Raw genomic sequence first — 25,959 nt, 5'->3', positions numbered from 1 at the left:
GTGTCGACGGCGAACCTCATCACGGGCGCCGACGACGACCGTCAACGCTTGCGGTGCGTGGCGTCGCTCACCGCGTCGCTTCCGCTGCGGTTCTCGACCTTCGCCTTCTTGTCGGCGCGCTTCTCTTTGAGGGTCTTGCTGGCAGCCGTCTTGGATGACGACTTCTTCGGCGACTTGTCTGACATGGATTTGCCCTTTGATCGGAGGCCCGGACGGCCCCGTGCGGCAACCATACGCGAGATGGGTCGGCGTCAGTACCAGTTCATCGACTGGGAGTGCGACCACGCGCTGCACGGCGTGCCGTAGCCACGCGCGATGTAGTCGAGGCCCCAGCTGATCTGGGTCGCGGCGTTGGACTGCCAGTCGGCGCCGGCGGTGGCCATCTTGCTGCCGGGCAGCGACTGCGGGATGCCGGTGGCGCCGCTCGAGGCGTTGTAGGCGGTGTACGACCAGCCCGACTCCTTCTGCCAGAGCTGGTTCAGGCACTGGAACTGCGAGTCGTTCCATCCGTACTTCGACGCGCCCAGAGCACGGGCAGTCGCACGTGCCCCGTCAGGGGTGTTGGCTTGCGCGAGTGCCGCGGCCGCGACGGCGGCCTGCTCGGCCTCGATGCGGTCGAACTCCGCGGCCGCGGCGGCGGCCTTCGCGGTCTCTTCACGAGTCTGCTTCGTGAGGTCGACGATGGAGTCGAGCGGCAACTGCTCGTAGTCACCGAGCGAGGCGACGGATGCCGCGAGCCCACTGGAATCGACCTTGCCGTCCACAGCGGCGAGCGTGACATTGGCTGCGGTGATCGTGTCCTGCGCGCTGTTGCGCGTGCGGGCCTCGGCGATCGCGCTGTACGCTCCGAGTTGCTCCTGGTGCACGCCGGTCGATGCACTGAGCGCGGCCGTCGCGTCGATGCTCGCCTGCGTGACGACGCCTGCCTGCACCGCGAATCCACTGCCGACGACAACGCCGGTGGCGACGATGGCGCCGGCGACGATGAGTCGCTTGCGGCCGATTCGACGGCGGCGGATGCTGCGGCGCTGGTGGTGCTCTGCGGAGGCGGTTTCGGTTTCGGGCGTTGAGGTTTCGGGCGTTGAAGTAGTGTCGTTGCGCATAAGAGTGAGGTGCTCGGATCGGGTTTCTGTTGGGGGACGGCCCCCGAGCGAGGGCACAAGTCAGACACTCTGCCCTGAGTTTCTGAAGGGTTCCTCAGTTCTTCCTGTGTGGACCATGATGGTCGGCCGGCGGCGCCGCGATACTGGGAGCATGCCGACTGTCGACCGCCCTTTCGTTCCAGCCTCCGGCGCGCGATGCCCGTGCCTCAGCGGGTCCGTCTTCGGCGAGTGCTGCGGCCGCCTGCTCGCGGGGGCGACGGATGCCCCGACGGCCGCCCAGCTCATGCGCTCCCGCTACACGGCATTCGCGGTCGGCGACAGCCGCTACCTGCGATCGACGTGGCATCCGAGCACGCGTCCGGCAGTGCTCCACCTCGAGCACGAGCTGCGGTGGTATCGACTCGAGATCGTGGACACCGTTCGCGGTGGCCCCTTCGATCGGGACGGCGAGGTCGAGTTCCGTGCCTCATACCGTTCGGGCGGCGACCCGGGCGTGCTGCATGAACGGAGTCGGTTCATTCGCGACGGTCGCCGTTGGTTCTACCTCGACGGCGATGTCTGACGGTCGCCGAGCGCTCAGTCGCGTTCGTCTTCAGTGCTGAACCCATCGCGCAGCGCTCGCTCCTCGGAGCCTTCGAGCTCTTCGAACACCGTGATCTGCAGGCCGGCGGGCGCGTCAAGGCGCGAGTTGAGCGATCGCCATGGCGTCACCACCGGTTCGGCGACGATCGCCGCCCCGGCGTCGGCGAGTTGGCGGGTGGTGCCCGCGCCGTCGGTGACCTCGAAGGCGAGCCGGATGCGCTGGCTCTCCACCCCGTCGGCCTCGAGTTCGTCGATGACGCGCTTGTGCGTCGGGTTCGCGATCTCGAGCGTCGCCCGACCCGCTTCGAGGATCGTGACGCGGTCGTCGCCGCCCTCGGCGTACGCCAGGAGTTCGGACATGCCGAGCGCGTCGCGGTAGAAAGCGACGGCTCGCTCGTAATCGTCGGCCTCGATGACCACTCGCAATTGCAGGACCGGTGGATCGGCGGCATCCGTCATCTCTGCATCATCCCAGACCGATGTCACGCGAACGCCGCGTCGTGCGCCACGGGCCAGCACCGCGTGGTCACGCCGATCGCGTCCCACACGTTGATCGTGATGATGAGCGAGACGAGCGCGGCTGCGCGCTCCTCACCGAAGACGGCGACGACGGCTGCGAGGTCCCCCTCGGGCACATGCGTCTCCGAGAGGCGCGTGATCGACTCGGTCAGGTGCAGGGCGGCGCGCTCGGCGGCGGTGAACAGGCCCGAGTCGCGCCAGACCACGACCGCGTGGAGCTTCTGCTCGGTGACACCGGCCGTGCGTGCGTCTTTCGAGTGCAGGTCGACGCAGTAGACGCATCCGTTCAGTTGCGAGGCGCGCAACCGCACCATCTCACGCAACGCGGGATCGACGCCGACGCGATCGAGCTCGGCGGTGGCGGCGTGGTCGAGCGAAGCGACCGCGCGCGAGAAGCGCGGGACGATCGCATCGAAGTCGAGGCGAACGGGGATGTCGATGAGTGCATCGGTGATGGTCATGACACCACGCTACGAACGATCGGCCCTCTGCTACAGTCCAATTCCATGCCGAGAACCTGGGCCATTCACGGCCTCGACCTGCACCTCGACCTCGATGCGCGTCGAAAGTCGTCGTCACTCGAAGAGGCGCTGCGCGCGGCAGTACGTGATGGCCGTCTCGAATCAGGCAGCCGGCTGCCCGCGAGCCGATCCCTCGCCGCCGACCTCGGCATCGCGCGCAACGTCGTGGCCGAGGTCTACGGGCGTCTTGCGGCGGAAGGGTGGCTCGAGACGCGGGTCGGCGCGGGCACCTGGGTCGGTGATCGCAGCGTCGGCGCAGCGGCCGAATCGGAACCGCCGCGCACGCCGGAGCGGCTCGGTCTCGATCTGCGCGGCGGAATTCCGGATGCCTCGTCGTTCCCGCGTCGCGAGTGGGCGACGGCCGCCCGCCGGTCGGCGCTCGACGCGCCGGCTTCGACCTTCGGCTACGGCCCGCCCCGCGGCTCCCCCGCGCTTGCCTCCACGCTCGCCGAGTACGTCTCCCGCACCCGCGGAGTTTGGGCGCCTGCCGACCGGATCGCGGTCACGCGTGGCTTCGGCGCGGGTCTCGCAATGGTCGCGGGCGCCCTCGTGTCGCACGGCGCCCGACGCATCGCCGTCGAGGAGTACGGGCACGAGGCGCACCGACGCATCATCCGAGCCGCCGGACTCGAGGTCGTCGCCGTGCCGGTCGACCGCGACGGCGCAGTCGTCGCAGAGCTCGACGCGCTCGCCGTCGACGCCGTGCTCCTGACACCCGCTCACCAGTTCCCGACCGGTGCGGCACTGGCGCCCTCGAGGCGACTCGATGTGGTCACATGGGCCGAACGCGCCGGGGCGTTCATCGTCGAAGACGACTACGACGGCGAATTCCGCTACGACCGGCGCGCGATCGGCGCTCTGCAGGCCCTCGCTCCTGAGTCGGTGATCTACCTCGGCACCGCGTCGAAGAGCCTTGCGCCGGCCGTGGGGCTCGGTTGGGCGGTCGTCCCCGAGCGCCTCGCCTCCGCCTTCGACGAGCAACTGCTCGCGACGAGCGGTCTCGCCGATGTGCTGAACCAGTCGACACTCGACGCCTTCATGCGCGCGCACGAGTACGACCGCACCGTGCGGCGACGCCGAGCCGAGTACCGTGCACGGCGCGAGCGCCTCGAGGGCCGCGTCGCGGCAGAGCTCGAGGGATGCCGGGTCAGCGGGATGCGAGCCGGGCTGCACTGCCTGATCGAGTTGCCGGCCGGTGTCGACGAGCGTCGCGTCACCGCCGCAGCCGACCGGCTCGGCGTTCACCTCGATGGACTGCGCTCGTATCGCCACGGCCATGCGGCATCGTCACGTGGGCCTGCGATGGTCGTCGGGTACGGAGCGCCGCCGCCGCACCGGTTCGAGGCGGCGCTCGACCGCGCCTTCGCCGCCATCGGATCGGAACTCGAGCGCACGGCCTCCGTCGGGCGGGACTGAGCAGCGCGGTGCCGCGCGGTGCAGCGCGGTGCGGCGCGGTGCAGCGCGGTGCGGCGCGGTGCATCGCAGCGCCGACGGCGCGCGACGTCAGCGCTCGAGCGCCTCGAAGAACGCGGCGAGGTGTCCCGCGAGCAGCTCGGGCTCCTCGTGCGCCATGAAGTGACCGCCCACGGTCGCCGAATGCCAGACTCGGATGTCACTGCACGCGCGTTCGGCGATGCTCTTCGGCATGTCGCGGATGATCGCCTCGGCACTGAGCGTGAACCCGGCCGGCACCGAGATCACGGGCCGGGGTCGGTTCGCCGGAAAGTCGAAGTACTGACGGAACGACGTGCCGATCGAACCGGTCGACCAGGAGAGGGTCGCGAGCGTGAGCAGGCTCTCGCGATCGAACCGGCGCTCGAGGTCGCCGCCGCCGTCGCTCCAGTCGCGCAGCTTGTCGATGATCCACGCGAGCAGGCCAGCCGGCGAATCGATGAGTGCAGCGCCGATCGTGTCGGGTCTCGTGCCCATGATCGCGCTGTAGCCCTGGTCGCCTTCGTCGAACGCAGCCTCGGCGTCGAACAACCGCTGTTCGGCGTCGGTCACGGGCTCGGCGAACTCGGCCGGGACCGGCGGGTGGATCATGTAGAGCCCGAGCACGCGATCCGGGTACTTCGCGGCGATCCAGGCGGCCACCGTACCGCCGATGTCACCGCCGAACACCCCGAAGCGCGTCTCGCCGATCAGTTGCAGCATGAGCTCCGCCATCAGATCGGCCATGGCCTCCCTGGTCAGCGGGCCATCGGGCAGTTCCGAGAAGAGGAAGCCGGGCATCGAGGGGATGACGAGGTCGAACCGGATGCCTCGAGCCACCCCTTCATCGTGCAGCGCGCGGGCGAGAGGCAGCATCTCGAGAAAGCTCGAGGGCCAGCCGTGCATGAGCAGGAGCGGCAGCACCGGCCCGTCGGCCGCACCGACGCTCATGCGCACGAAGTGCAGTCGAGTGCCGTGCACGACCGCCACGCGGTGGTCGAGGCGATTGAGCCCTGCCTCGACCGCGCTCCAGTCGAACCCGTCGGCCCACTCGGCGACGAGCTCGGAAAGGTAGGTGGGATCAACGCCCGCTGCCCAGGGGCGCGCGCTGCTCGCCTCGACGAATCGTGTCTGCCGCAACCGCGTGCGCAACTCGTCGAGTTCGCCTGCGGAGACGTTGATCTCGAACGGCTCGTCGATGCCCGTCACGCGCCGGCCTCCGCGGCACGATCGAGTGCCAGGTAGGCGCGTTCGACGGCGCCGACGAGCCCATCGACGGGGATCGTCCAATCGTCGTGGGCTGCGAGCGCCTCGGCGGCCGTGAAGCCGGCGTCGTGCGCCGCGCGGAACCGGTCGGCTATCAGCCGGAGCTCATCGGCCTGCCGCTCGACGAACGCACGATCGACGACCCTGCCGTGACCCGGGATGACGCGGTCATCGTGCCGCATCCGAGCGACGAGCGACTCGAGCACGCCCGGCCAGTCGAGGGGGAAGCTGCCCGATCCGTACATCACGGGCCCGGACTCCTCGATGAGGTCGCCGACGATCCACACCCGTTCGTCGGGCACGAACACCACGAGGTCGGTGTCGGTGTGCGCCGGCAGCTGTGGCACCAGCTCGACGAGACGGCCCCCGAGGTCGAGCATCAGGGGTTCTGCGAGCGGATGCGTCGGGGCGGTGAGCACCACGTCGTCCCACTGCCGATCGGGCTCACGCGCGGGGTCGGCTCGCCAGGCGGCGAGCCGCGGGCCCTCGAATTCGGAGAAGTGCGCGTGGATGCGGGCATGGCCGTAGATCGCGGCATCCGTCGTCGTACCCGGCCCGAAGACCTGGTTGCCGAACGTGTGGTCGAAGTGCGCGTGGGTGTTGACGACCCAGCGCACCGGTCGTTCGAAATGGGCCCCGATGTCGGCGGCGAGTTCTTCGGCCTCGCTCGGCTGCACCCGGGTGTCGACGAGGAGGAGACCGTCATCCCCCTCGATCACGACGATCGAGATGTCGAACGGGTCGTACCGGCGCTGATGGATGCCGGGTGCGACGGTGCGCCAATCTGCCATGTCTCGAGACTAGCGATGCGCCATCGGCGAACGGACGCGGCGATCAAAGGGAATCCAGAGCTTCAGGTCGTAGCGTGGCATCCGTGACCCCGCTCGACGGAACGCCGCCAACCAGGCACGCCGCAACACCGCCCATGCTCACGGCGCGTGCGCAACGCACCCTCGAGACCATCGACGGCCAGACGCTCGATGAGATGCGCGCGCTCCGCGACGAGACCGAGCGGTTCATGCTCCGGTACAAGTTCGGCATGGACGAGGTGATCACGAAGCTCTCGATCCTGCGCGAGGAGTTCAGCCAGACCCACGACTACAACCCCATCGAGCACATCTCGAGCCGGCTGAAGAGTCTCGACAGCGTCGTCGAGAAGATGCAGCGCAAGGGCATCGATCCCACGTTCGAGACGATCCGAGGCACGATCACCGACATCGCGGGCGTGCGGGTGACCTGCAGCTTCGTCTCCGACGCGTACCGTATCTTCGAGCTGCTCACGGCGCAGCGCGACATCCAGGTGATGCGGGTCAAGGACTACATCAAGGAGCCGAAGGCCAACGGCTACCAGAGCCTGCACGTCATCGTCGAGGTGCCGGTGTTCCTCTCCACGGGTGCGCACCCGGTGGCCGTCGAGGTGCAGATCCGCACGATCGCGATGGACTTCTGGGCGAGCCTCGAGCACAAGATCTACTACAAGTACGACCGGCAGGTGCCGCAGGAGCTGCTCGACGGGCTGACTGATGCCGCACACACGGCGGCCGAGCTCGATGCGCGCATGGAGCGGCTGCACCGCGAGGTGCACGGCTCCCCGCAACCCGCGGCGTCGGCACACGTCCACCCTGTCGAAGGCCAGGTGGGCATCGAGGTCTGAGCAGGCGTCTCACCCGAGCGAGGCGAATGCCCGCTCGCCTTCGTCGGTCACCCGCAGTGAGCGATCGCCGGAGCGCCGCACGACCCAGCCCTCGGCGAGGAGCCGGGCAAGCAGGTGCTCGCCGAGGCGGCCGGCGATGTGCGGGCGCCGCTCGGTCCAGTCGAGGCAGCCGCGTACGGCGGGCCGGCGGGAAGGGCCCGCAAGCTCGGCGACGCGCAGGCGCTGTGCGAGCGGTGTGTGCGGATCGAGCACGTGGCCGGACTCGCCTGCGACCAGCGGCGCGATCACGCCCTCCCCGACGAGCGCGTCCGTGAGGTCGAGCGCGAGCCGCCCGGCGAAGTGGTCGTAACAGGAGCGCGCGAGCGCGAGCCGTTCGGTGGTGGCGGACTGGGCATACGAGGTCACGGCACGGCGCGGCGCGATGAGCTGCAGGGCCTCGACGGCATTCGCCACGTTTGGGCCCGCGAGCGTGAAGTAACGATGCCGGCCGAGCTTCCGGTCGGTGACGAGGCCGCCGCCGAGCAGTTGCGCGAGGTGCGCGCTCGCGGTCGGTGGGGCGATGCCTGCGATCGCGGCGAGCTCGCTCGCCGGGAGCGAGCGACCGTCGAGGAGCGCCACGAGCATCGCCGCCCTGGCCGGTTCGCCCATGAGGCGGGCGGGTTCTGCGAGATCGGCATCTCCATGCATGGCTCCACGATACGACGATGACACTTCGTCGCCCACCGAAGCGTGCCGGGCATAGCGTCGAGGCATGACCGAGATCATCGACCGCGCCGATGTCGCACGGATTCTCTCCGACCCCGCCGCTCGGGTTCCCGAACCAGCAGGATCGGCCGACACGTCGTTGGAGCGCTTCCGCGCACGTGCGTCGAGGTTCGTGAACGGTGCCGAACACGATGCTCGACGGGCGCGCATCGACGCGATCCTCGCCGCGCTCGACCCGGCGCTCCTCGCTCGCGCGGCCGCCGAACGTACGCGATCCGCCCTCGTCGACCATCGCTGGGGCGTGGCTCGCGGAAGCACGCACCGCGCTGATGCGATGGCCGTGCTGGCCCGTCGAATTCCGGTCGTGACGCTCGGCGCGGCGCTCGGCTTCCGCGACCCCGACTCGTTGCCGGCGCTCGTCGCGACGGTGGCGTCGGCGTATCCGAGCGGCGAGACGGCCCATCCGTCGGCCACGGATGCCGCGGTGGACGAGCTGATCGCCGCAGCGGGAGCGTTCGACGAGACCGATCGGGTGCTGCGCACGCAATTGCTCGTGCAGGCGTACGCGGCGACGGCGACGCTCATCGAGCGAGCGCTCGAGCGCGCGGCCACCACCCAAGCGGAGCCCACGCGGGCGCTCGTCGAGGCCGTGCTGCGTGACGATTCTCCGGTGCCGTTCACGAGGCGTCTGCTGCCCGATCGCGGCGATCATGACGTCGTCACGCTGCGACTTGACGGCCCGGACCGCGCTGCCGATGCAGATCACGCTGCCCGAGTGCTCGCCTTCGGCGCCGGACCTCGTGCATGCCCCGCACCGCATCCCGCGCTCGCGATCGCCACGGCGATCATCGACGTCGCACGCACCGATGACGCCGCACGCACCGTGGGGAGATGACAGCACATGCTCACGCTCGCTGAATTCGCCGCCCTGCACCGGCCGGGCGACCCGTTCCTCCTGCCGAACGCATGGGACCTCGCCTCGGTGCGCTGGCTCCACGCCGCCGGCCACGACGCGATCGGCACGACGAGTCTCGGCATCGCCGTCGCCGCGGGCAAGCGCGACGGCGATGGTGCGATCGCACCGGAATCCCTCGATCTCGCTCGACGTGCCGCCGAGCACGACGTCGCCCTGACCGTCGACCTCGAAGCCGGGTTCTCAGACGATCCGGATGCGGTCGGCCGCTTCGCCGCCCAGCTCGCGGCCCTCGGCTGCGTCGGCGTGAACATCGAGGATTCCGACGCCGACGGGCGCCTCGTCGACCCTGATCTGGCCGCGGCGAAAGTCGCAGCGATCGCCGCAGCTGCGCCGGAGCTCTACCTGAACGCCCGTACCGACCCGTTCTGGGTCGAGGACCACGCGCGAAGCGGCATCCGCTCAGGGGAACGGCACCGCAGTGCCGTGTCGCGCGCCCGACGGTATCTGGCGACCGGGGCATCCGGTATCTTCGTGCCCGGCGTGCTCACGCCGGCGACCATCGCCGCACTCGCCGGCGAGATCAACGCACCGCTCAACGTGCTCGTGCAGCCGAACCTGAGCGTCGCAGAGCTCGCGGCGCTCGGAGTGGCGAGGATCAGCACCGGGTCGCTGCTGTTCCGCACCGCGCTCGGCTCGATCAGCTCGGTCATCGCCGCACTCGCCGGCGACTCGGTCGACGGCGCACCGACGCCCTCGTACGACGTCGTCGCAGCGCTGCCGCTCCCGCGCGGGTGAATCAGGGCTGCTGCTTCGCCCGGCTGGGCTGCACGCGCGGCGGCTCGCCCGGCATCTTCGGGAAGTCGGGCGGGAACGGCAACTCGCCGAGTCCGTTGTCGAGGTCGCGCTGCCACCACTCGAGCAGTGTGTCGATGCGGCCGGGCGCATCGTGCATGCCCTTCCAGGGGTCGCCGATTCGCTGCAGCCGTTCGGGCACGGTGCGCACGGTGTGCTCGCTCGGATCGGTCTGTTCGAGCTCGTCCCACTCGAGCGGGCACGACACCGAGGCCACCGGCAGCGGCCGCGGGCAGTAGGCGCCCGCCATCGTGCGATCGCGGTTGGCCTGGTTGAAGTCGATGAAGATGCGGTCGCCCCGCTCCTCTTTCCACCAGTTGGTGGTGACCTGTTGCGGCATCCGCCGCTCGAGCTCGCGGCCGAGTGCGATCACCGCGTGCCGCACGTCGAGGAACTCGTGCTCGGGCTCGATCGGCGCGAAGACGTGGATGCCGCGGCTGCCCGAGCTCTTCACGAAGCCGGTGAGGCCCACCTCGCCGAAGAGCTCGCGAAGCGCGAGCGCCACGGGCACGGCTTCGCTGAATCCCGTGCCCGGCTGCGGATCGAGGTCGATGCGCAGCTGATCGGGGAAGTCGGGGGTCTCGGCGCGCGAAGCCCACGGATGGAACACGATCGTGTTCATCTGCGCGGCCCACACCGCAGCGGCGGGCTCGTCGATCACGAGCTGCGGATGCGTGCGCCCGCTCGGGTAGGTCACGGGCACCGACCGCACCCACTCGGGAGCGCCCTTCGGTGGATTCTTCGAGAAGAACTGCTCGCCGTCGACGCCCGCCGGAAAGCGTTGCAGTGACACCGGGCGGTCGCCGTTCGCCTCGACGAACGGTCCGCCGACCGCGATGAGGTACTCGGCGAGTTCGAGCTTCGTGATGCCGGCCTCTGGCCAGAGCACCCGTGTCGGACTGGAGATCCGCACGTCGCGATCGCCGTGCGGACCCGGAACGGTGAGAGTGACGGCATCGGCCATGGAAGCGACGCTACTCCCCCGGTGGGCGCGTCGCCCGGCCGCCTCGCGGGATCACGCCGTCTGCGCGGCCGGCATCGCGGCGTACCGACCAGCCGCCCGCTCACGGGCCTTGGCGGCCTCGACCTCGCGGTTCTTCGGCGGTGCGGTGGTGACGAGGTCGTCGAGCAGATGGCGCGTGACGTGCGCGATCTCGGCGACTGCGCGGTCGAACGCCTCGGCGTTGGCCTTGGAGGGCTTCGTCGAACCGCTGACCTTGCGCACGAACTGCAGTGCAGCCGCGTGCACCTCGTCGTCGGTGGTCTCAGGCTCGAAATTGTGGAGGGTGTGAATGTTCCTGCACATGTTCCGAGCCTAACCCGTGGAATCGAGGATGTCTCGGGTGACGTGCGATGCTGCGCGTACCGGTTCAGCCGGCCGGGGCGATGCCGCCGTCACGCGCCGCCGCACGCGCCGCATCGCGTGCGGCATCCGCGGCAGCCGCCTCTTCGGGCGTCGGCGCGGTACCACCGAGCTTTCGAGGCTGCCACCACTTGCCGGTGCCGTTGCCGGGGTACTCGGCCTGGAGTCGATCGACGAGGGCCTGCATCGTCTCTCGAAGTCGCTCGGTCACGGTTCGCGGGTCGTCGTTCGCGCCGACCGTGATCGGTGCCCCGAAGGCGAAGCTCACCGGCACCCCGAACCGTTCGAAGAATCGGATTCGATGCCCCTTGGTCATCAATCGATGACCGCCCCAGACCGCGACCGGGATGATCGGTACGCCCGCCTCTGCCGCAAGTCGCGCCGCACCGGTCTTGAGTTCGCGCACGGTGAAGGAGGCGCTCACGCCGGCCTCGGGGAACACGCCCAGCAGTTCACCTTCTCGCAGCGCGGTGACCGCCTTCGCGTAGGCGGCGGCACCGGCCTTCATGTCGACGGCGATGTGCTTCATGCCGCGGAGGAGATGGCCGATGACGGGCTTGTCGAAGACACCCTGCTTGGCCATGAACCGAATGTGCCGGCGCGTCGCCAGCCAGGTCACCCATTCGACGAGTGCGAACTCGAAGTACCCGAAATGCGTCATCGCGAGCACCGCGCCACCGGACCTGGGCACGTTCTCGACGCCAGTGACGCTGCGCTTCAGCCCCCAGAATCCGAAGAGCCCGCGCCCGGCCACGATGGCCGCGCTGTAGATGGGTTCGCTGCGGCGTCGCGTCATGTCCACAGCGTAGTCGCGGGTGCTGAGCACGGCCTGTGGCATTCGTCACGCATCGTGCACACTCCTCACATCGAGGCGTCGTGCGACCCGGCGACCGGCCGAAGCAGGAACAATCGCACGACACGACCCGAGTCGCGCTCGTACGCACGGTATCCCGGCCACTGGGCTTCGATGCGGGCCCACGCGGCATCGCGTTCGCCACTGCCGATCACGCTCGCACGCACCGGCATCCGTATGCCTCGCACCGTGATGACGGCATCGGGGTGCGCGAGCAGGTTGTAGGTCCAGCCTGGATGCCGATCGCGCGCGAAGCTCGTGCCTGCAACGATCGCGCGCCCGTGACCGTCTGGGGCGTACATGAGCGCGGTATCTCGCAACTGCCCCGACTTCGCGCCCGTCGTGTGCAGCACGAGCGACGGAACGAGGAGTGCGCTCAGTTGCACCCGGCCGCCGGAGACCGCCCCGAACACCCGCTCGACCGACGGCAGCACTCGGGGAGCACTCCAGCGGAACAGACGGGCGCGGGTGAGCGGCGAGATCACGGATCGGACGAGGTGCAACACGGTCGGCATCTGCCCATTCTTGCGTGCAGCGGCCTTCATGTCGCCCCCGTCAACCGCCCGTCCGCTCGCGCTCGACCGCGTCGCGCGCCGCTGCCAGTTCAGTCGCGGCATCCGCTGCCCGTCGCTCGGCGTGCTGCATACGCCGAATCGCGATCGTCGGAGCGCCGTGGCGCGCGTGCACGCGGTCGTGCTCCTCGTCGACGCCCGTGACGATGTACGCCGCGGCGACGAGGATCACCTGGCACGACAGGTTGAACCAGATGAGCAGGGCGATGAGCGATCCGAAGGATGCGAGCAGCGGGTTGCTCGTCGCGCCGCCGACGAAGAGGCTCGAGAGCACCTGCAGCACGGACAGCCCGATGCCGCCGATGACCGCCCCGGTCCAGAGCGAACGAGCGCTCGGGCGCAGGCCCGAGAGCACGCGGAACATCACGGCGATCACGAGCGTGTCGATGGTGAAGATCACGACGATCGAGACGAGTCGGGTGCCGGCATCGAACACGGCGTTGTGCGCGGCGATACCGAGCCAGCCGAGAACGGTGCTCAGCGCCGTCGTGCTGAAGAAGGTCACCGCTGCTGCGGCCGCGAGAGCGGCACCGAAGCCCACGGCGAGCAGCAGGTCGCGCAGCAGCAGCCAGAGGAAGAACGTCTGGTCATCGGCCTGATCGCCGATCGCGCGGAACGCCGTGCGCAGCGAGCGGATCGCCCCGATGGCCGCTCCGACGAGCCCGACCAACGCGATGATGCCCGCGATGCTGAGAGTCAGCGGCTGCACGAGGTCGTCGGGGTCGATGAGCCCGCCGTCGCCGACGAGGCCGGGGATCGCCGTACCGAGCGTGGCGATGAGCGCATCGAACACGTCGGGGTTCCCAGCCAGCCAGACTCCGGCGATGGCGAACCCCAGGAAGACACCCGCGAAGACCGAGAAGAGCACGCGGTAGCTCACACTGTCGGCGAGCATGGCGCCGTGGTGCTCCTGATACAGCAGGAACGCACGAACGGGCTTCCTGGCCAACGCCCAGGCCATCACGCGTTTTCCGAGCGCGACGATGCCGCCACTCGCCGATGACGTCGCATTGCCGGTATCCCGGCCGGCTCCCCCGTGCTCGTCCATGCCGTCAGGCTATCGAGGCACGGAGGTGCCGCGCAGCCGCTTGACAACCGTGAATACCGAACGGCGGTGCCATCGGGCTGAACCCGACGACACCGCCGCTCGAATCATTCGGCTGCGATCAATACCAGCCGGCGGACTCCGAGTGGTCCCAGGCGCCGCACGGCGTGGAGTAGCGGCCAGCGATGTAGCCGAGGCCCCACGTGATCTGGGTCGCTGCACTGGTCTGCCAGTCGGCACCGGCGCTGCCCATCTTGCTCCCGGGCAGGGCCTGGGGAATCCCGTATGCGCCACTCGAGGAGTTCGAGGCGTAGACGTTCCAACCGGACTCGCGGTTCCAGAGGGAGACGAGGCAGCCGAACTGGTCGTCGCCCCAGCCGTACAGGGAGGCCATGAGGTCGCGAGCGGTCGCCTGGGCTCCGCTGGGGTTCGCGGGTCCGGTCGGGCGAGTCGAGGTCGTGGGCGTCGCGGCCTCCTCCGCTTCGGCAGCGGCAGCGGCGGCGGCTTCCGCCGCTGCGGCCGCGGCCGCAGCCTGTTCGGCGGCGAACCGATCGACTTCGGCCACCGCTGCCCGCACCGGCGCGACGTGGGCCTGCGTCTGGTTCGCGAGCTCGAAGACCCGCTCGGGGGCGAGCAGTTCGTAGTCGTCGAGTGCGGCGACGGAGGAGGCGAGCACCGTGGTGTCGACCTTGCCCTGTGCCGCCGCGATCGTGTCGTTGGCGACGGTGAGCGTGTCGTTGGCCTGCTTCACCGCGCGAGCTTCGAGGATGCCGGCGTGAGAACCGAGCTGCTCGATGTCGAGGTTCGCAGCGGCGGTGAGGGTCTCGGTCGCGGCGATGCTCTCGCTCTGCGCTGCCACCGCGGACTGCACTGCGAAACCGGTGCCGACCATGGCGCCGACGAGGGCGACCGCAGCGGCCGCGAGGATCGGGCCGCTCCTCCAGAGGGGACGATTGCGGCCGGGCCTGGGGCGAAGGGCCGTGGACTCGCGGTGTTCGGACGAAGGAGTTTCAGAAGAAGAAGTCGGGTTCTGCATAACTTTCACAAGGCGGATCGCCGAGGCGCAGGGCGCATGGCGATCCTTGATCGACGATCCACAGGCGGGGGTGCCCGGGCGAAGGAGCCAGTCTGCCGAGAGGTTCTGGACAGAACCTCATGTTCACCTGTGAATGTCATCAACGTGCGCGAGCGCCTCGCACGCGCGCTGTCGGAGCTCTCAGCGCGAGTCAGTACCAGTTGTTCGCTTCGAAATGCGCCCATGCACCGCACGCGGTGCCATACCTTCCGGCAACGTAGCCGAGGCCCCAGCTGATCTGCGTTGCCGCGCTCGTCTGCCAGTCGGCACCGGCGGCGGCCATCTTGCTTCCCGGCAGCGCCTGCGGGATTCCGTAGGCGCCGTTCGGGTTGCCGGCGTACACGTTCCAGCCCGACTCACGATTCCAGAGAGCCACCAGACAGCCGAACTGATCGTCGCCCCACCCGTATCGCGCGGCGATCATGTCGCGGGCGATGACCTGTGCCTCACTCGGATTCGCCGGCGCGCCAGGCGCGGGGGCGCCGGGCGCGGGCGGTGCACCTTCAGCTTGCTCAGCTGCGGCCTGCTCCGCCGCCGCCTTCTCCGCCGCCGCCTTCTCCGCTGCGGCCTGCTCCGCGGCGGCTCGCTCCGCAGCGATCCGGTCGAACTCCGCGACCGCCGCGTGCACGGTCGCCGCGTGCGCGCGCGTCAGATCGGCGAGGGCGAACACGCGTTCGGGCGCCAAGAATTCGAACGACCTGAGGGCCGAGACGGATGCCGCCAGGTCGGCCGCGTCGGACTTGCCGCTCGCCGCCGCGAGTTCCGCCTCGGCGCCGCTGAGCGCATCGGTCGCGTCTTGGCTCGCCCGAGCGGTCAGGATTCCGCCGTGCGCACCGAGCTGGCTCGCATCGAGGTTCGTCGCCTCGGTGAGCACGGCGGTCTTCTCGATGCTCGCTTCGCGGTCGACGACGGCGTCTTGCGCGAGTATTCCGGTGCCGGCCGTAGCCGCGAGGCCGACCACGGCCCCTGCGGAGACGAACGCACGCCACCGTCGACCGGGCGGTCGACTGCGGCGTGTGCCGAGTCCGGTCGATCCACCCGGCGCGCGCCGTGCAGCGGTCGATGGTTCGGTTGCTTCGCTCATGCTTCTCCCCAAGCGGGGAACGCGACTCAGCGGCTGATCCCCGGAATGCGACGATCCGCGAGCGCCCTCCGCCCGCGGAAGTTGCCAATCCCGACAGCTAAGCGAACGGATCCGCTCGTTTGCAAGCCCGCCGTGCCGGATGTCCGCGCACCCCGTGAACGTCACGAGTGGGCGAACTCGGCAGCGGGCCCCCCGTTCACAGCGAACCCACAGCCCGGCGACCCGGAATGCGGAACACTTCTGCGCCTCACAGCGAACCCACAGCCCGGCGACCCGGAATGCGGAACACTTCTGCGCCCGCCGTGGTTTTCCATGGTGACGCCGCAGCCAGCGGCGCCGAGCTTGGAGGAAACGTGTCACAGGACTACCGCAAGACTCCCGAGGCCCTCGCCCGCCTCACTCCGAATCAGTACCGGGTCACGCAAGACGGCGGCACCGAGCCCGCCTTCCGCAACGAGTACTGGAACAACCATGAGCCCGGCATCTACGTCGACGTCGTCTCCGGGCAGCCGCTCTTCGCCTCGACCGACAAGTACGACAGCCGTTCGGGTTGGCCGAGCTTCACGAAGCCGATCGACCCCGATGCCGTGACCGAGCACACCGATCGTTCACTGTTCATGAAGCGCGTCGAAGTGCGCTCGGCAGGTGCCGACAGTCACCTCGGGCACGTCTTCGACGACGGGCCGGTCGATGACGGCGGCCTTCGGTACTGCATGAACTCCGGGGCCCTCCGCTTCATCCCACTCGCCGAGTTGGACGATGCGGGATACGGTCGATACCGCACCCTCTTCGAGAACCAGGAGAACGCACGATGACTGCACGAACCGAGACCGCCATTCTCGCCGGCGGCTGTTTCTGGGGCATGGAGGACCTGATCCGCAAGCGCCCGGGTGTGATCAGCACGCGCGTGGGTTACACGGGCGGCGACGTGCCGAACGCGACCTACCGCAACCACGGCACGCACGCCGAGGCGATCGAGATCGTGTTCGACCCCGAGACGGAGTCGTACCGGGGCCTTCTGGAGTTCTTCTTCCAGATCCACGACCCGTCGACGAAGGACCGCCAGGGCAACGACATCGGCACGAGCTACCGCTCGGCGATCTTCCCGACGAACGACGAGCAGGAGGTCGTCGCGTACGAGACGATCGCCGACGTCGACGCCTCCGGCCTCTGGCCGGGTCCGGCGACGACCGAGGTCTCCCCCGCCGGCCCGTTCTGGGAGGCCGAGCCCGAGCACCAGGACTACCTCGAGAAGTACCCCAACGGCTACACGTGCCACTTCGTGCGGCCGGGGTGGAAGCTGCCGAAGCGCGACAACGCGACTACGGCCTGACTCGCGGAGAGAAGAGCGGCCGTCCCGGCAAAACGCCGGGGCGGCCGCTTCGTCGTTCAGTGAGCGGATGCCGCGGCATCCGCTCATCGATCGCAAGACTTCTGAGTGTCTGTTCGATGGCACGAAGAACATGGACTCCGTGACCGCGGTCGAGACGTCGAGGATGCGATCGTGGAAGCCCGGCGGATCGCCGATGAACATGCTGGAGCATGAGTTCGATCACCCAGGTGTACCGGGTGCACCCGATGAAGTAGGTGCCGAACTCGCCCGGCCCCGGGCGACCGAACGGCATGTTGTCGCGCAGGACTCCGAGTTCGACGCCGTCGTGCTCGATCGTCGATGCGCGTTCTGCACGATCGTCAGGCCGTCGAGGCCGAGTGTGCCGCTGATGCTGTCGTCGACCTGACGGATCGGTCTGGCGAAAAAGGTCCCCCGAGGCGCATGATGGGCTGGGCAGGTGCAGGGTGTGCAGTGCAATCGGTGAGGATCGTCGCACATGGCTTCGTTGGAACGTTCGGCGGCCGCCGCGCCGCGAGACGCGCGTTTCGACGCGCTCGCCGCCATGGCCACAGACCTCGCGGGGCAGTTCGCACTCGCGCCGCTGCTTGAACGCATCCTGCGTCACACGATGGAGCTGCTCGGCTGCGAGAGCGGGTCGATCTGTACGGTCGATGAGCTCGCGGGCACCTACCGCAAGGAGGTCGACGTCGGCGTCGGATGCCTCTCCGGCCGCACCTTCCCGCTCGATGAGGGTGTCACCGGCGAAGTGGTTCGCGCTCGCCGTTCGGTCGTCTTCGACGAGTACGCCGATGTGCGCGGCGGGCACATCACCACCGAGGACGGGGCATCACTGCACGGCGTCATCGGCGTGCCGATCCGCTGGGACGGCGCGATCATCGGCACTTGCGTGGTCTTCAGCCGTGAGCACGGTCGACGATTCACCGACGAGGACGCGACGCTCGTGGAGCTGTTCGCGACGCATGCGGCCATCGCGATCACCAACGCGCGACTGCATGCCCTGGCCGCAGAGAGGGAGAGCGACGCTGCGATCATGGCCGAGCGCGAGCGCGTCGTGCGCGATGTGCACGATACGGTCGGGCGCGGACTCGCCACCGTGCTGCTGCACCTCGATGCTGCGGAACGCGAGCTCGGCAGCGAAAGCAATGCGGCAGTTGCCCTCGCCGACGCACGTGCGGCCGCTCGTTCTGCACTCGGCGAGACCCGGCTCACGGTGCTCGGACTCGGGCCGGCGCTGCTCGACGGCCGTTCCCTCAACGAGGCGGTCGCGCTCGAACTCGCATGGGTGCAGTCGACGGCGGCGATCGACACTCGGCTCGTCGTGGTCGGCGAGCCCGAGACCCTCGCGCCCGAAACGGCCCGGCAGTTGTTCCGCATCGTGCAGGAGTCGTTGACGAACGTGCTTGAGCACGCCCGCGCGCGGCAGGTGCGTGTCGGTCTCGTCTACGGCGGGCAGACCGTGACAGCGCTCATCGAGGACGACGGATGCGGCTTCGACCTCTCCTCGATCACCGGGACACCTTCGAGCCTCGCCAGGGGTCTCGGGCTGCAGGGGCTCGCCGCCCGGGCCCGGCATCTCGGAGGGACGCTCCACATCGACTCGACACCGCAATGGGGCACGCGCATACGCGCCGACGTGCCGTGCTTCGATTCGGCGCTCTCCGAGGCTTCCCGCTCGCGCTGGCGGGTCCTCATCGTGCACGAGCGTCCCGTGGTTCGCGCGGGCCTCGTGCGCATGCTCAGCCAGATCGAGCCCGACATCCAGGTCGTCGGCGAGATCGGCGACGCCGTGCAGGCCGTCGAGGCGTTCGAGCTGCTTCGTCCGCACGTCGTGCTCTCCGACCTCGACCTCTCGCACATCGACGGGGTGCAGCTCACTGCGTACCTCCGCGCCGTCGATCCCGCCGCCGCCGTCGTGCTGCTCATCGACTCGGTGACCGACGACCGAGTCCGGGCTGCCGCGCAGATCGGCGCCGTCGGATTCGTCGAACACGACGCAGATCCGGCCGCCCTCGCGCGGTCCATCGTCGCTGCAGCCCGCGGCGATTCGCTCGTGACCTCCGAGTTCCTGAGCCGTTTCACCGCCTCGCTCACGGCCGCCCCCGACGATCACCTCACCGCCCGCGAGCGGGAGGTACGAACGCTGGTCGAACGGGGCCTGCCCGACAAGCAGATCGCGACCGAGCTGCGAATCTCGGTGAAGACCGTCGAGAAGCACGTCGGCGCCATCCTGCGCAAGACCGGCTCCGCCAACCGCACGGTGCTCGCCGGGCAGTCGGTGCATCACTGAGCTGTGGAGGAAATCCCTACCCCCGGGTAGGGGAAGCACTCATGTCGCGGGAGGATGCACCTGCCTACGCTGAAGAAGCGGGCGACGAGGAGGTTCCCCCCATGGCAGTCGTGTCTCTCAAGGACATCGTCGATCGGGCCTTCGCGCAGAAATACGGCGTGCCCGCCATCAACGTCGTCAACGACCTCACGCTCGAGGCGGTGCTCGCCGGAGCGGTCGAGGCGCGGTCGCCGGTCATCGTGCAGACCTCGGTCAAGACGGTCCAGTCGATCGGTCTCGACGTGCTCTACGCGATGTGGGAGACGATGACGCGAGGAATCGAGGTGCCCGTCACGCTGCACCTCGACCACTGCCCCGACCGGCAGGTGATCAGCGACTGCCTCGCCCGCGGCTGGAACTCGGTGCTCTTCGACGCATCGACGATGCCCGTCGAGGAGAACCAACGCCAGACGGTCGAGGTCGTCGCGGAGGCGCGCCGCTATGGCGCGCACGTCGAGGGTGAGATCGAGGCGATCCAGGGTGTGGAAGACGGCATCGGGGTCGAGACGGCGACTCGTCGGCAGAGCCTCGACGTCGCGATCGAGTTCATCCGCGAGACCGGCGTCGACGTCTTCGCGCCGTCGATCGGCAACGCCCACGGTGTGTACTCGTCGACCCCCGACCTCGACTTCGAGCGCGTGACCGACCTCGTGGCCGCTACGTCGACACCGATCGCCTTGCACGGCGGCAGCGGCATGACCGATGACCAGTTCACCGACCTCATTGCGCGCGGCTGCGCCAAGGTCAACATCTCGACCGCCCTCAAGATCGAGTTCATGACGTCGAGCCTCGCGTTCCTCAAAGGTGCCGAGGAACGCGACAAGTGGGATCCGCCGTCGCTCTTCGCGGACGTGCGCCAACACATCGTCGACCTCACGACGGGCCTTGCCGCCAAGTTCGGCAGCACGGGCAAGGCGTGGTGAGCATGCCGTTCCTCATCTTCGACTGCGACGGCGTGCTCGCCGATACCGAGCGAAACGGCCACCTGCCCGCGTTCAATCGCACCTTCGCCGAGTTCGGCGTTCCCGTGGAGTGGAGCGATGCCGACTATGCCCAGAAGGTGCTGATCGGCGGGGGCAAGGAGCGCATGGCGAGCCTGCTGACGCCGGAGTTCGTCGCGGCCAACGGCCTTCCCGCCGACGAGGAGGGGCAGCGCGAACTGCTGGCTCGATGGCACCGGCGGAAGACCGCGATCTACACCGAGCTCGTCGACTCGGGGGCGCTGCCTGCTCGACCCGGGATCGCACGCATCACCGCGGAGGCCGCCGCCGCGGGGTGGGGCCTCGCCGTGGCCTCGACATCGGCCGAGCCGTCGGTTCGCGCCGTGCTCGAGCGCGCGGTGGGCACCGAGGCGGCGGCCGGCTTCCGGGTGTTCGCGGGCGACATCGTCGCGCGAAAGAAGCCCGCGCCCGACATCTACCTGCTCGCCCTCGAAGAACTCGGAGCCGCAGCGGATGCCGCGATCGTCATCGAAGACAGCGGCAACGGCGTCGAGGCATCCGTCGCCGCCGGTCTGCGCACTGTCGTCACGGTGAGCGCGTACACGGTCGACGAGGACTTCTCGGGCGCTTCACTCGTGGTCAGCTCCCTCGGAGACGAAACGGAGGCCGCGCGTGTCATCGCCGACCCGCTCGGCATCCACCCGGGCGTCGAGGTCACCCTCGACGACCTCGTTGCGATTCTCGACCAACCCCGCCCCGAGTCCTGAGGAGGACAGATGACGAGCTTCACCGACGTCGAGTTCGTGGTGCGCACGATCGCCCAGACATCCGTCGACAACGAGAAGTACTTCGGCGAACTGGACTCCGTCGTGGGCGACGGGGACTTCGGCTATTCCCTCGCCCGAGGCTTCGAGATCGTACTGAGCGACTGGGATTCCTACGACCGTACGGATGTCAGCACGTTCCTCACGAAGATCGCCGTCGCCATCACAGGCCGGATCGGGGGCACCTCCGGCCCGATCTGGGGTACGGCCTTCCTGCGGGCGGCATCCGCGGTGAAGGGGCAGACGGAGATCAGCGGCGACGATGTGGTCGCCATGCTCCGCTCCGCCATCGCGGGCATCATGGCGCGTGGCAACGCGGAACTCGGCGACAAGACCCTTCTCGACGCGTTGGCTCCGCTCACCGACTCGATCGAGTCCGGTGTCGCAGCCGGCGACGACCCCGAGGCGATCGTGTCGGCAGCGGCCGCGGCCACCCGCGCTGCGGCGGACGCCACGACACCGATGATCGCGAAGCGGGGCCGGGCCGCCTACACCGGCGAACGCAGCATCGGCTCCCCCGATGCGGGTGCGGTGGGCGTCGCCGTGATCCTCGAAGCCCTCGCCGCCGGGTGGGGAAGCAAAGACGGCGTGAGCTGAGCCGAAGACGTCACGCGACACCCGAGGAACCGTCAGGCAACACCGAGCAATGGAGAAGAGCAGATGAAGAAGATCGTCAATGACCCGCAGCAGTTCGTGCCGGAGATGCTCAAGGGCCTCGCCCTCGCCAACCCCGAGACCCTGCGCTACGTGCCGGAGTACAACCTCATCATGCGAGCGGATGCCCCGCGCGACGACAAGGTCTCGATCATCCAGGGCTCCGGCTCCGGCCACGAGCCGGCGCACGTCATGGCGGTCGGCAGGGGGATGCTCGACGGCGCGTGTCCCGGCGACGTGTTCGCCGCCCCGCCGATGGACTACGTCTACGAGACGACGAAACTGCTGAACTCGCCGAAGGGAGTGCTCCTGCTCGTGAACAACTACACGGGCGACCGCATGGCCTTCGACATGGCGGAGGAGATGAGCCTCGCCGACGGTCTGAACGTGCGAACCCTCTTCATCGACGACGACGTCGCCGTGCAGGACTCGACCTGGACGGTCGGCCGCCGCGGTGTCGCGGGCAACTTCTTCGTGATCAAGGCGGTGGGCGCGGCATCCGAGGCCGGTGCCGACCTCGACGAGGTCGTGCGCATCGGGGAGAAGGTCAACTCCGTGACCCGCACGATGGGTCTCGCGCTCACGGCCTGCACGCCCCCGGCGAAGGGATCGCCGTTGTTCGAACTCGGCGACGATGAGATCGAGATCGGCGTCGGCATCCACGGCGAACCGGGCCGCCGGCGCGCGAAGATCGTGCCCGGCGACGAGCTCGTCGACATCCTGCTCGAGCCGGTCGTCAGCGACCTGCCGTTCGAGAGCGGCGACCGAGTCGCGCTCATGATCAACGGGCTCGGCGGCACGCCCATCAGCGAGCTGTACATCGCGTACGGCCACGCGCACGAGCAGCTCGCCGCACGCGGCATCACGGTCGCCCGCAGCTATGTCGGCGAATACTGCACGTCACTCGACATGGCCGGGTTCTCGCTGACGCTGGTCCGCCTCGATGACGAGATCGAGGGCCTGCTCGCGGCACCCGCAGAGATCGGGGTGCGCATCTTTTGAGACTGCGATGTCGGGCGCTCTGGTTCAGTCCGGGACGCCGAGGCCGTCGAGTGCGTCCTGCACGATCGCCAGGCCGTCGAGCCCCGACCAGACGAACCGGGCGAAGGTCGAGCCGGTCGCGAAGGCTGCCGTGCGCGGTCTGCGCGTACTCGCGCACATCGAACGCCGTGGGCGCTGCGACCATCATGTGCCGAGGTGAGCCGCCGGGGATCACGAGGTCGATGAGTTCATCGCGGCGACGAGTTGCGGGCGCTCGCCGGGTGAACGTCGGTCACGGCGTCAGCCCCCGCGCAGCGCCTCGAGCGCGTATCGGGCGCGTGCGGCGATGGGGCCGTCGGCGTGGCGCGTGAGCGCGTCGAGCGCGTCGGCGACTGGTTCGGAGCGCGCGGTCAGGAGCTCGAGCACTCGTTGTTCCCGCACCACGTCGACATCCTGACCCTCGAGCACGAGCGCCGCGGTCTCGTCGGCCCATCGCCGCAGGGCGTCGTCGTCCCGCCGCAGAGTCACGAGGAGTTCGGCCGTCGCACTCGGTGGCTCGCCGGGCCCCGCGTCGTCGAGCCGGATACGCCGAGCGCAATGCACGTTGAGCTCGGCCGACTCGCCGTCGGCGAGCAGGTCGCGCACGTGTTCGAGCGCGAGGAAGTGGTTCAGCGGCATCCGCTCGACCCGCGGGGCATCCGAAGTGAGCGGGAATGCACCCTCGAGGCCGCCGACCTCGACGGCGTCCGCGTAGGGGTCGGCGAGCGGTACCCCGTCGGGTCCGGCTGCCGTGAACGCATACTCATCGCTGCGACCGGTCGAGCGGGAGGCGCCGACCACGAGGCCGACCGTGGCGCCCGCGTGGAGCGAGATGACAGCCGTGAACGGCACCGGACCGCCGGCCGGCGCCGGTTCTTCGTCGACCCGGAAGTCCACGACGATGATGCGGCCCGCGGTCGCCACCTCGCCTCGAGCATCGCCCGTCACAGGAATCGCACCCTCAGTGTCGTGCGCTTGTTCGCGAGCACGTTGTCGACCGCGGTGACGGTGACCGCGCCCGTGAACGCCGCCGGACGGGTGAGCACCGCGGTCGTGGCGACGGGAGCTGCAGCGGCGATGCCGACCACGGTGACGCCCGCCGCGGCCGCCGCGCCGTCCACGGTCCAGACGACCGTGCGGCCGCCCGGAGCCGCGTTGAGCGCGAGGTTCGCGGAGAGCGTGCCCGCCGGCACCGGTGACGGCACCGCCGCGAGCCCGTTGAGCGCCACGTTCACGAGACGAACGCGACCGGTGCCTTCGCGGTTCGGAAGGGCCTGGTCGACGACCTTCACGGGGAAGTTGCCGGATCGGAGGCCCGAGGTGACGACGACGGGTCCGCCCACGGGGACGGCCGCGCCCGGAATGGCGATGGGACCGGTCACGACGCTCCAGATCACGTTACGGCCGGCCACGGTCGTGTTGACGGTGACGTTGCCGGTCGCCACGCCGTCCGCCGCAACGCCGCCGGCCGCGGCGGGCGCGTTGGCCGCGGTCGCGATGTTGTTCAGCACGATGAGCGGGTTCACTGCCGCGTAGGCCTCCAGAGGAGCCACGACGCCTCCGCCCGGGAAGCGGTGCTCGGTGCGGAAACGGAAGTTGTTGCCCTGCCTGATGAGGGAGCGGATGTGGAGCCCGTTGTCGAACTCCACCGGTGAGCGGGTGCCGTCCCAGCCGAACGCGTGGAAGCCCTGCCGGAGCTGCCAGACCGCGGGTAGCGATCCGCCGGGCGCGTTCTTCCCGACGAACCGGTTGACGTCGACTCCCGCGTGGCCGGTGCGGAGGCTGTCGTTCCAGTTGTTCGCGGGCGCCGAGAGCCCTCCGATCGGTGCGGGGTTGGGTCCGCCGAGCGCCAGGTTGACCCTCGCCGTGAGCCCGAACGCGTCGGAGCCCCCCGCGGTGATGGTCTCGCCGATCACTCGCACACTCGGGGCGGTGCCGTCGGTCTGGCTGAACCGCACCGGGTTGAGCGGGCCGTAGCTGCCGGCCACCGCGCCCATGCCCCCCGACGGGCCGATGCCGTTGACCTTCTTCGGCATCGAGTCGATGCGGTGGCGTGCGTCCTCGTTGAACGTGGCGGTCGCGGGGTCCGTGGCGCGCACACGGAGCGGACCGGTCTTGTCGCCCGGGGTGATCACGAGGCCGGCGACGGTCGCACCCGATGCCTGCCGAAGGGTGGCGGTCGCCACTCTGCCGGCCGGCTGCGTCGTGACGACCACGTTGCCGGTGCTCCCGACGAGTCCGTCCCGGTTCGGGTCGAGCACATTGGCGGGAGCCGCCTGCGTCCCGCCGCCGAAGATGGGAACGGCGATCTGCGCCGGGGTGGGATTGACCACCATGGAGTCGACGGTGACGAAGAGCACATTGCCCGAGACGGCCAGGTCGGCGGGAGTCGCAGTCAGTGCCGCCTGCACCTGGAAGTTCGTTCCGCCGCCGGCCGGCACCGTGCCGAGGGCGGCCGGTGCCGAGCGGATGACGGCGCCGCGGCGACCCCGCGGGGTGACCGTGACGCCGGCTGGGGCTCCGACGAGCGTCCAGGTGAGCGGAGCGTTGCCGGCCGCGGTCGCTGTGACGTTCATGGTGCGCCCTGAGCCGAGCTCGCCCCCGGCGACCACGGCAGTCACGGTGGGCGCCGGCTGCGGTCGCACCGGCGTCTTCGAGAGCCGCTCGGCGGCACCGCCGGGCACCGGTCGCCTGCGGTCGCGGGACTGCTGGACGACGTGCGACAGCTCGTGGTGCAGCAGGCCCCGATTGCGTTCACTCTCGAGGTCGCCCGTGGGCCCGGCGACCGCGATGTCGTCACCCGTGGTGAGCGCCTTGGCGCCCGCGGCGTGCACGCGCTCCCCGGTCGCGGCGTCGTCGTGCAGGCGCACGTCGCGGAAGTCCCAGCCGAACCGGCGCTCGGCGGTCGAGCGCACGTCGGGGCGCAGCACGCGACCGGCCCGTGGGGCCGATTGCGCCTGCCGGGCGGCGATGGGCTTGCGCACCGCGAGCTCGTCGCTCACGGCTCGGTTGCCTGCGAGGCGCTGCAGGGCGAACGCGGTCGAGCGGGCGGCGGTGCCGTCGGGCAGGGAACGCAGTCGCTGAGGCGCGGCGACGCTCGGCGAGGGCGCGGGCGCGGGCGCGGGGCGACGGTCGATCCGGTGAACTGCCGCGGGCGGCATCCCGGTCCGTATCGCGGTGGCAGCCGACGGCGCTAGACCAGCCATCGAATCAGTCTCCGCCCCGGCCGGGCCGGCGGCAAGTGGCCCGACCGGCCGTTCGGGCGGCGATGGTCGCCCGAACGGGCATCCCGGCGGCCC

General features: G+C 69.6%; 30 protein-coding genes. 12 read left to right on the top strand and 18 right to left on the bottom strand.

All coding sequences use genetic code 11. The features are described from left to right. Window positions 1–41: 41 nt before the first annotated feature. Both AC1C2R_RS15095 and AC1C2R_RS15090 read right to left on the bottom strand, forming a co-directional pair. Window positions 42–185 (bottom strand): hypothetical protein, encoded by a 144-nt coding sequence (locus AC1C2R_RS15095; RefSeq protein WP_495354277.1) that lies wholly within the window; start codon window positions 183–185, stop codon window positions 42–44. Between the two features lie 66 nt (window positions 186–251). Continuing rightward, the gene (locus tag AC1C2R_RS15090; RefSeq protein ID WP_495380507.1) at window positions 252–1,103 is read right to left on the bottom strand and encodes an aggregation-promoting factor C-terminal-like domain-containing protein; all 852 of its coding nucleotides are present in this window, start codon (window positions 1,101–1,103) and stop codon (window positions 252–254) included. Window positions 1,104–1,254: 151 nt separating this feature from the next. Here AC1C2R_RS15090 and AC1C2R_RS15085 point away from each other — a divergent pair, with 151 nt between their 5' ends. Next, on the top strand, window positions 1,255–1,665 hold the full coding sequence (locus tag AC1C2R_RS15085) for a YchJ family protein (protein WP_495380506.1): 411 nt from the start codon (window positions 1,255–1,257) through the stop codon (window positions 1,663–1,665). A gap of 14 nt (window positions 1,666–1,679) precedes the next feature. Here the strand turns inward: AC1C2R_RS15085 and AC1C2R_RS15080 are convergent, their stop codons facing one another. Continuing rightward, window positions 1,680–2,144: a VOC family protein gene (locus tag AC1C2R_RS15080; protein WP_495380505.1), complete on the bottom strand. Its 465-nt coding sequence runs from the start codon at window positions 2,142–2,144 to the stop codon at window positions 1,680–1,682. Between the two features lie 23 nt (window positions 2,145–2,167). Beyond that, window positions 2,168–2,665, bottom strand: coding sequence for a carboxymuconolactone decarboxylase family protein (locus AC1C2R_RS15075; protein ID WP_495380504.1), 498 nt, complete (start codon window positions 2,663–2,665; stop codon window positions 2,168–2,170). 45 nt (window positions 2,666–2,710) lie between these two features. Between AC1C2R_RS15075 and pdxR the strand changes: the two genes are divergently transcribed. Then, complete coding sequence (gene pdxR, locus AC1C2R_RS15070; protein ID WP_495380503.1) at window positions 2,711–4,141, top strand: MocR-like pyridoxine biosynthesis transcription factor PdxR; 1,431 nt, start codon at window positions 2,711–2,713, stop codon at window positions 4,139–4,141. An 87-nt stretch (window positions 4,142–4,228) separates the two neighbouring features. Here the strand turns inward: pdxR and AC1C2R_RS15065 are convergent, their stop codons facing one another. Next, window positions 4,229–5,365: an epoxide hydrolase family protein gene (locus AC1C2R_RS15065; protein WP_495380502.1), complete on the bottom strand. Its 1,137-nt coding sequence runs from the start codon at window positions 5,363–5,365 to the stop codon at window positions 4,229–4,231. Further along, entirely contained in the window at window positions 5,362–6,213 is an 852-nt protein-coding gene (locus AC1C2R_RS15060) for an MBL fold metallo-hydrolase (protein WP_495380501.1), read from the bottom strand. The genes AC1C2R_RS15065 and AC1C2R_RS15060 overlap by 4 nt, the downstream gene beginning before the upstream one ends. A 134-nt stretch (window positions 6,214–6,347) precedes the next feature. On the opposite strand from AC1C2R_RS15060, the gene AC1C2R_RS15055 reads away from it, so the two are divergent. Next, window positions 6,348–7,076 carry a GTP pyrophosphokinase gene (locus AC1C2R_RS15055; protein ID WP_495381102.1) on the top strand — a complete coding sequence of 243 codons (729 nt, stop codon included), beginning with the start codon at window positions 6,348–6,350 and terminating at the stop codon, window positions 7,074–7,076. Window positions 7,077–7,085: 9 nt separating this feature from the next. Here the strand turns inward: AC1C2R_RS15055 and AC1C2R_RS15050 are convergent, their stop codons facing one another. Continuing rightward, complete coding sequence (locus AC1C2R_RS15050; RefSeq protein ID WP_495380500.1) at window positions 7,086–7,763, bottom strand: ArsR/SmtB family transcription factor; 678 nt, start codon at window positions 7,761–7,763, stop codon at window positions 7,086–7,088. A 64-nt stretch (window positions 7,764–7,827) separates the two neighbouring features. Between AC1C2R_RS15050 and AC1C2R_RS15045 the strand changes: the two genes are divergently transcribed. Next, entirely contained in the window at window positions 7,828–8,676 is an 849-nt protein-coding gene (locus tag AC1C2R_RS15045; RefSeq protein ID WP_495380499.1) for a cytochrome P450 family protein, read from the top strand. 6 nt (window positions 8,677–8,682) lie between these two features. Continuing rightward, on the top strand, window positions 8,683–9,492 hold the full coding sequence (locus AC1C2R_RS15040) for an isocitrate lyase/PEP mutase family protein (protein WP_495380498.1): 810 nt from the start codon (window positions 8,683–8,685) through the stop codon (window positions 9,490–9,492). 1 nt (window position 9,493) lies between these two features. Here AC1C2R_RS15040 and ligD read toward each other — a convergent pair whose 3' ends face one another. From ligD to AC1C2R_RS15005, 7 genes are all read right to left on the bottom strand, one after another. Then, window positions 9,494–10,513, bottom strand: a complete 1,020-nt coding sequence (ligD, locus tag AC1C2R_RS15035; RefSeq protein ID WP_495380497.1) for a non-homologous end-joining DNA ligase — start codon at window positions 10,511–10,513, stop codon at window positions 9,494–9,496. A gap of 51 nt (window positions 10,514–10,564) precedes the next feature. After that, window positions 10,565–10,855 carry a DUF2277 domain-containing protein gene (locus tag AC1C2R_RS15030; protein WP_495354289.1) on the bottom strand — a complete coding sequence of 97 codons (291 nt, stop codon included), beginning with the start codon at window positions 10,853–10,855 and terminating at the stop codon, window positions 10,565–10,567. Window positions 10,856–10,919: 64 nt separating this feature from the next. Next, window positions 10,920–11,708, bottom strand: a complete 789-nt coding sequence (locus AC1C2R_RS15025; protein ID WP_495380496.1) for a lysophospholipid acyltransferase family protein — start codon at window positions 11,706–11,708, stop codon at window positions 10,920–10,922. 65 nt (window positions 11,709–11,773) lie between these two features. Continuing rightward, window positions 11,774–12,280, bottom strand: a complete 507-nt coding sequence (locus AC1C2R_RS15020) for a nitroreductase family deazaflavin-dependent oxidoreductase (RefSeq protein WP_495380495.1) — start codon at window positions 12,278–12,280, stop codon at window positions 11,774–11,776. Window positions 12,281–12,320: 40 nt separating this feature from the next. Continuing rightward, window positions 12,321–13,385 (bottom strand): YihY/virulence factor BrkB family protein, encoded by a 1,065-nt coding sequence (locus tag AC1C2R_RS15015; RefSeq protein ID WP_495380494.1) that lies wholly within the window; start codon window positions 13,383–13,385, stop codon window positions 12,321–12,323. A 118-nt stretch (window positions 13,386–13,503) separates the two neighbouring features. Continuing rightward, window positions 13,504–14,274, bottom strand: a complete 771-nt coding sequence (locus AC1C2R_RS15010) for an aggregation-promoting factor C-terminal-like domain-containing protein (RefSeq protein ID WP_495380493.1) — start codon at window positions 14,272–14,274, stop codon at window positions 13,504–13,506. Between the two features lie 334 nt (window positions 14,275–14,608). Next, a complete protein-coding gene (locus tag AC1C2R_RS15005; RefSeq protein WP_495380492.1) occupies window positions 14,609–15,541 on the bottom strand; it encodes an aggregation-promoting factor C-terminal-like domain-containing protein in 933 nt (310 codons plus the stop codon). Window positions 15,542–15,894: 353 nt separating this feature from the next. Here AC1C2R_RS15005 and msrB point away from each other — a divergent pair, with 353 nt between their 5' ends. Both msrB and msrA read left to right on the top strand, forming a co-directional pair. Further along, window positions 15,895–16,356 carry a peptide-methionine (R)-S-oxide reductase MsrB gene (msrB, locus tag AC1C2R_RS15000; protein ID WP_495380491.1) on the top strand — a complete coding sequence of 154 codons (462 nt, stop codon included), beginning with the start codon at window positions 15,895–15,897 and terminating at the stop codon, window positions 16,354–16,356. Continuing rightward, a complete protein-coding gene (msrA, locus tag AC1C2R_RS14995) occupies window positions 16,353–16,874 on the top strand; it encodes a peptide-methionine (S)-S-oxide reductase MsrA (protein WP_495380490.1) in 522 nt (173 codons plus the stop codon). The genes msrB and msrA overlap by 4 nt, the downstream gene beginning before the upstream one ends. On the opposite strand, the gene AC1C2R_RS14990 is transcribed toward msrA, so the two are convergent. Continuing rightward, the gene (locus tag AC1C2R_RS14990; RefSeq protein WP_495380489.1) at window positions 16,864–17,370 is read right to left on the bottom strand and encodes a hypothetical protein; all 507 of its coding nucleotides are present in this window, start codon (window positions 17,368–17,370) and stop codon (window positions 16,864–16,866) included. The genes msrA and AC1C2R_RS14990 overlap by 11 nt on opposite strands. Between AC1C2R_RS14990 and AC1C2R_RS14985 the strand changes: the two genes are divergently transcribed. From AC1C2R_RS14985 to dhaK, 5 genes are all read left to right on the top strand, one after another. Next, on the top strand, window positions 17,371–19,182 hold the full coding sequence (locus tag AC1C2R_RS14985; protein WP_495380488.1) for a GAF domain-containing protein: 1,812 nt from the start codon (window positions 17,371–17,373) through the stop codon (window positions 19,180–19,182). 101 nt (window positions 19,183–19,283) lie between these two features. Next, window positions 19,284–20,144: a class II fructose-bisphosphate aldolase gene (locus tag AC1C2R_RS14980; RefSeq protein ID WP_495354299.1), complete on the top strand. Its 861-nt coding sequence runs from the start codon at window positions 19,284–19,286 to the stop codon at window positions 20,142–20,144. Between the two features lie 2 nt (window positions 20,145–20,146). After that, entirely contained in the window at window positions 20,147–20,929 is a 783-nt protein-coding gene (locus AC1C2R_RS14975) for an HAD-IA family hydrolase (RefSeq protein WP_495380487.1), read from the top strand. 9 nt (window positions 20,930–20,938) lie between these two features. Further along, entirely contained in the window at window positions 20,939–21,583 is a 645-nt protein-coding gene (gene dhaL / locus AC1C2R_RS14970) for a dihydroxyacetone kinase subunit DhaL (protein WP_495380486.1), read from the top strand. A gap of 63 nt (window positions 21,584–21,646) precedes the next feature. Further along, window positions 21,647–22,642 carry a dihydroxyacetone kinase subunit DhaK gene (gene dhaK, locus AC1C2R_RS14965; RefSeq protein WP_495354302.1) on the top strand — a complete coding sequence of 332 codons (996 nt, stop codon included), beginning with the start codon at window positions 21,647–21,649 and terminating at the stop codon, window positions 22,640–22,642. 24 nt (window positions 22,643–22,666) lie between these two features. On the opposite strand, the gene AC1C2R_RS14960 is transcribed toward dhaK, so the two are convergent. The 3 genes from AC1C2R_RS14960 to AC1C2R_RS14950 form a co-directional block, all read right to left on the bottom strand. Continuing rightward, complete coding sequence (locus AC1C2R_RS14960) at window positions 22,667–22,801, bottom strand: hypothetical protein (protein ID WP_495380485.1); 135 nt, start codon at window positions 22,799–22,801, stop codon at window positions 22,667–22,669. Window positions 22,802–22,921: 120 nt separating this feature from the next. Further along, window positions 22,922–23,608 (bottom strand): hypothetical protein, encoded by a 687-nt coding sequence (locus AC1C2R_RS14955; protein WP_495380484.1) that lies wholly within the window; start codon window positions 23,606–23,608, stop codon window positions 22,922–22,924. Further along, window positions 23,605–25,866 carry an eCIS core domain-containing protein gene (locus tag AC1C2R_RS14950; protein WP_495380483.1) on the bottom strand — a complete coding sequence of 754 codons (2,262 nt, stop codon included), beginning with the start codon at window positions 25,864–25,866 and terminating at the stop codon, window positions 23,605–23,607. The genes AC1C2R_RS14955 and AC1C2R_RS14950 overlap by 4 nt, the downstream gene beginning before the upstream one ends. Between the last annotated feature and the right edge of the window lie 93 nt (window positions 25,867–25,959).

The sequence above is a fragment of the Agromyces sp. Y182 genome (genome assembly GCF_059445385.1).
Note: the sequence above shows the minus strand (reverse complement) of the source record. Positions and strands in the feature narration are given on the sequence as shown.